Origin of the sequence: Luteitalea sp. (genome assembly GCF_044337415.1) — a bacterium.
Classification (GTDB): Bacteria; Acidobacteriota; Vicinamibacteria; order Vicinamibacterales; family Vicinamibacteraceae; genus Luteitalea.
In genome coordinates, this window is record NZ_JBIINP010000304.1 from 1 (window position 1) to 3,906 (window position 3,906).

At 73.6% G+C, this 3,906-nt stretch carries 3 protein-coding genes and 1 pseudogene; all 4 read right to left on the reverse strand.

The annotated features are described in order from the left end of the window. A pseudogene (locus ACIRDX_RS21350) lies at positions 1-707 on the reverse strand (hypothetical protein); the annotation flags it as partial. Further along, positions 704-1,153 (reverse strand): hypothetical protein, encoded by a 450-nt coding sequence (locus tag ACIRDX_RS21355; RefSeq protein WP_396627450.1) that lies wholly within the window; start codon positions 1,151-1,153, stop codon positions 704-706. The gene ACIRDX_RS21355 and the pseudogene ACIRDX_RS21350, both read right to left, overlap by 4 nt. Continuing rightward, positions 1,141-1,677, reverse strand: coding sequence for an RNA polymerase sigma factor (locus ACIRDX_RS21360; RefSeq protein ID WP_396627452.1), 537 nt, complete (start codon positions 1,675-1,677; stop codon positions 1,141-1,143). The genes ACIRDX_RS21355 and ACIRDX_RS21360 overlap by 13 nt, the downstream gene beginning before the upstream one ends. 57 nt (positions 1,678-1,734) lie before the next feature. Beyond that, the gene (locus tag ACIRDX_RS21365; RefSeq protein WP_396627451.1) at positions 1,735-3,753 is read right to left on the reverse strand and encodes a TonB-dependent receptor plug domain-containing protein; all 2,019 of its coding nucleotides are present in this window, start codon (positions 3,751-3,753) and stop codon (positions 1,735-1,737) included. Between the last annotated feature and the right edge of the window lie 153 nt (positions 3,754-3,906).

The following is a 3,906-nucleotide window of genomic DNA, read 5'->3' on the forward strand; positions in this document are numbered from 1 at the left end:
GCCCACACCCACGTGAGATCGGGGACGATCAGCCGCCCGAGCAGCAGCCCGCGCGTGACGTAGGGCACGGCGGCGCGCAGCGACCCGCCGATCAGGGGCACGCCGATGATCACCTTGTCGCTGCCGGGCCGGAAGTCCGGCGGCGCCTCGAGCGTGCCGCCCACGAGCACCAGTTCCTGCCCGACGCTCGCGCCCTCCTCGATCACCAACGTGCCGCCCACCACCACGAGCGTGCCGTCGATCCGCGCCGTGCGCGTCAACCGCACGTCGCCGATCGTGACCGACAGGTCGCCGCACACGCGGCCGTTGACCACCACGTTGCCCATCACCACCGCGAACCCGTCGAACACATCGTCAGGACCGATCGTCTCGTCCTGGCCCAGCCGGAAGGCCGGGCTGCGCCGGATGCCGTCGCACGGATCGAGCGAATCGGTCGTGTCGGTGACGATCGCGCCCTCGGGCGACACGGTGGCGTCGGGCGTGACGGGCGGCACGCGGCGCGTCCGCGGCGCGGGCCGTGATGCGGTCGCCGGGCTGGCAGGCGCCGGGCTGGCAGGCGCGGGGGCGGCAGTCGCCGGGCTGGCCGGAGACTGGGTGGCGGGCGTGTCGACGACCGGGGCCGCAGGGTCCTGGGCGCGGGCCGGTGGCGTCGCGAGGCCGATGAGGCCGACGAGGCCGATGGTGACCAGTCGCAGCAATGAGGTCATGACTGGGAAGCCCCTCCGAGGGCCACGCGGCTCAGGGCCGCCAGGCACACCGCGCACGCGGTGCCCGACATCACGATGAACAGCAGGACGTACCAGGCGAGCGGCGCGACGACAGCCGCCCAAGTGAGACGCAGGACCTGCACGAGCGCGGCATTGGTCTCGGCCGCGACCCGCAGCGAGCCCGTGCCAGGAATGGACGGCAACACCTGCCCCACGACCGATGGCCACGCCCACGCGAGCGCCAGGGCCAGCACGAGCGCCACCGTGCCCGCCCCGACCTGCACGGGCCACGGCCACGTGAACCAGGCGCCGCGGGTCGGCGGCGCCGCGACGGCCGCGTGCACCCGGGCCCGCAGGGTGTGCGGGGCGCGCGGCAGGGGGAGCTCGCCCAGCGCGCGATCGACCAGTTGCTCGAGGGCGTCGTGATCGGGCGTCATGCGAGCCACCGCCGCAGGGCGAGCCGCCCGCGGTGCATGTCGGTCTTGAGCTTGCCGAGCGACACGCCGAGCAGGCGGGCGATGTCGTCGTAGCTGCGCTGCTCGAAGTGGAACAGCACGAGCGGCACGCGCTGGTGGGCGGGCAAGGCCCGTAGCGCCTCCTCGAGCCGCGCGCGCCGCTGCTCGGCGTCGAGCACCTCGGCCGGATCGGGGGCGTCCGAGGGCGTGTCGAAGGCGGCGCCGCCGACCTTGCCCAGTTCGCTGAACAGCCGCCAACGCGAGCGGTGGCGAGCCAGGTGATTCAGGGACAGGTGGGTGGCCACCGTGCGCAGCCAGCCGGCCACGGTGACCGGATCGAGCCGCCCGAACTGCTCGTAGGCCCGCACGAACGTCGCCTGGGCGACATCCTCGGCATCGGCCTCACGGGCCAGCAGGCGAAGGGCAACGGCGTACACCATGTCCTGGTACTCGCGCACGAATGCGTCGAAGCTGGCTGCCCCTGGCGGGCCCGACGGGTCGCCCGGAGCGGCCATGTACACCACATACCCGGATACGCAGGAAATGTTTCACCGGCAGGCGCCGGGGCAGGCTCAGAACCCGAACCGGACGCCGCCGTTGACGACGCGCCCATCGAGCGGCGCCCAGGCGCCGACGGTCCAGCGGCCGTCCGGGAGGCGTGTCGGGCGGATGAGCGGGGCGTCCTTGGTCTGCCGCACGTCGAGGAGGTTCTCGGCGTTCACGAACAGTCGGACGCGTCCGACACGGCGCTCGAACAACGCGCCGATCAGCACGTACGACCGACTCCGTGCACGGTACGGGTCGTCCTCGAGGTCCTGTTGCCCGACGTAGTAGGCCTCGATCCCGGCGCGGCCCCACTCGGGCCCCTCGAGCATGGCGTTCAGCGACAGCGCGTGCCGCGGCGTGAGGGGCACCTCGCGGCGGGCGGAGACGTCGACATCGAGTTCCGTCGACCGCGTCCAGGCGTGCGTCGCCATCACCACGAACGCGCCCTTGCGGTAGCGCGCCAGGGCTTCGGTGCCCCAGGTGCGCGTCGGGTCGTCGGCATTGACCAGGGCCACCGTCCACGGCGTGACGGGCGTGACGGCATCGGCCGGACGGGTGAACAGTTGCACCGCGTGCGCCACCCGCGATCCGAAGACGGTCCCGGTCACCTCGAAGGGCCCCCGGGACCACGTGAGATCGGCGTTGAACGAGGTGGCCTGTTCGGCCCGGAGACCCACCAGCGGCGCCAGGCGCGCGAGGCCCGTCTCGTCGGTCTCCTCGGTGAACGGCGTCGGCGCAAAGGCCCCGCCTCCCACCGACACACGAGCCGTCCACGCCGCGGCGGGACGCAGCAGCAGCGAGACGCGCGGGCCCACCAACAGGCCGTACTCGCTGTGCGCGTCCATGCGGGCGCTGGCCGACACGCTGGCGCGCGGGCCGATGTCGACCTGGTCCTGCACGAACACGGCCGGCGCGGTGAACCGGTACGCGGCTCGGGGCACGTCACTGGGCGCGTAGCGATCCTGCTGCACCGCGCCTCCAACCACCCAGGTGTGCCGTCCGCGCACGCCCGTGAGCGACAGCTCGCCGAACGCCGTCTGTCGCGTGCCACGCTCGCGCACCTCGCCGAAGCGGCGGTCCTGCCCGTTGCGCGCCCACGACCCGCGGAGGCTGAGCACGCGCGCGCCGAACACACGGCGCCACGCCCCCCCGACGTCGGCACGGCGCGTTTCGAGGCGCTCGGCAAACGGTTGTCCGTCGGGAGCCACGGCGGCGCCGATCGTCCCGGCGTCGCGGTCCTCGGCAATCAGGCCGCCGGTCAGGAAGAGCGACGTGCCGGCCCCCGACTCGTAGCTGACCCGTGGCCGCGCCACACCCCGGGCGTACCCCGCCACATCGGTCCAGCCATCGTCATCGAGATCGCGACGGGCCTGCGTGTGGAGACCACCGAGGAGCGTCCAGGACCAGCCGCCACCGGGCACGCGTCCGAGCCAGGCCGTCGCGTCGGTGCCCCCGAGCGAGGTGGCGTTGAGCAGGCCCTCGGTGGCGTCCTCGCTCGCGCGGCGTGCCACCAGGTTGATGACCCCGCCGAGCGCCGCCGGTCCGTACAGGGCCGACGCCGCACCCTTGATCACCTCGACACGGCCGAGGTCGAGGGGCGGCACCTGCAGCAGGCCGAGCGAGTCGCCACCGGCGCCGTAGAGGGGGAGCCCGTCGGCAAGCAGTTGGGCATAGCGTCCGCGCAGGCCCTGGACGCGGACGTTGGCGGCGCCGAGTGAGGGCGCGGTGGTCTGGACGCGCAGGCCGGATGTCTCGCCCAGCAGCATCGCGACCGAACCGGGCGTCATGAGCGCCTTCTCCTCGATCTCCTCGCCGTCGATGACTTCGACGCGGAGGGGCTCGTCCTGCAGGCGACGTCCGGACCGCGTCGCGGACACGATGACGGTTTCCTCGGCTTCGAGCACGTCCTCGTCCTTGCCGGGGTCGGGCGCTGGAGAGGCTGGCAAGGGAGTCGACGGCGCTGGCGCCGGAGCCGGCGGCTGGGCCATCGCCGGGGAGCCCGCGGCGAGGTGCAGCGCGAGCAGGATCGGGGCGGAAATGCGCACGCCCGATTATGACCGGCCCGCCCCCGAGAGAAGAGACGGACCGGCCACGCACCGACACGGCCCCGCCATGGGGACCGGGCCGCATCAGGCACGCACGCGGGCCACGCCGCGCACGCAGGGGTCTCCCTACGCGACGCGGTCGCGACCGATGTC

Excerpts from the sequence above, each read along its gene's own strand:
- ACIRDX_RS21360 (WP_396627452.1), bottom strand. The coding sequence starts at position 1,677 with ATGGCCGCTCCGGGCGACCCGTCGGGCCCGCCAGGGGCAGCCAGCTTC.